Source organism: Flavobacterium solisilvae, assembly GCF_012911605.1.
GTDB classification, from domain to species: Bacteria; Bacteroidota; Bacteroidia; order Flavobacteriales; family Flavobacteriaceae; genus Flavobacterium; species Flavobacterium solisilvae.
On the sequence record NZ_JAAMPT010000022.1, the window covers coordinates 1 to 232 of the forward strand.

Annotated in this window: 1 protein-coding gene; it reads left to right on the forward strand. The window is 40.9% G+C overall.

The genetic code is table 11. From position 1 onward, the window contains the following. Positions 1-232: hypothetical protein (locus G6042_RS00100; protein WP_169522296.1), on the forward strand; the 232-nt coding region annotated here is incomplete at both ends.

Below are 232 nucleotides of genomic sequence, written 5' to 3' on the forward strand. Positions count from 1 at the left end.
AAACAGCTACATTCAATACAACTACGTGTCAATGGGATGTAACAGGTACGCAACCAGTACAACCAACATTGGCTTGTTATGAAACAGCTACATTCAATACGACTACGTGTCAATGGGATGTTACAGGTACACAACCAGTTCAACCAACATTAGCTTGTTATGAAACGGCTACATTCAATACGACTACGTGTCAATGGGATGTGACTGGTACACAACCAGTTCAACCAACATT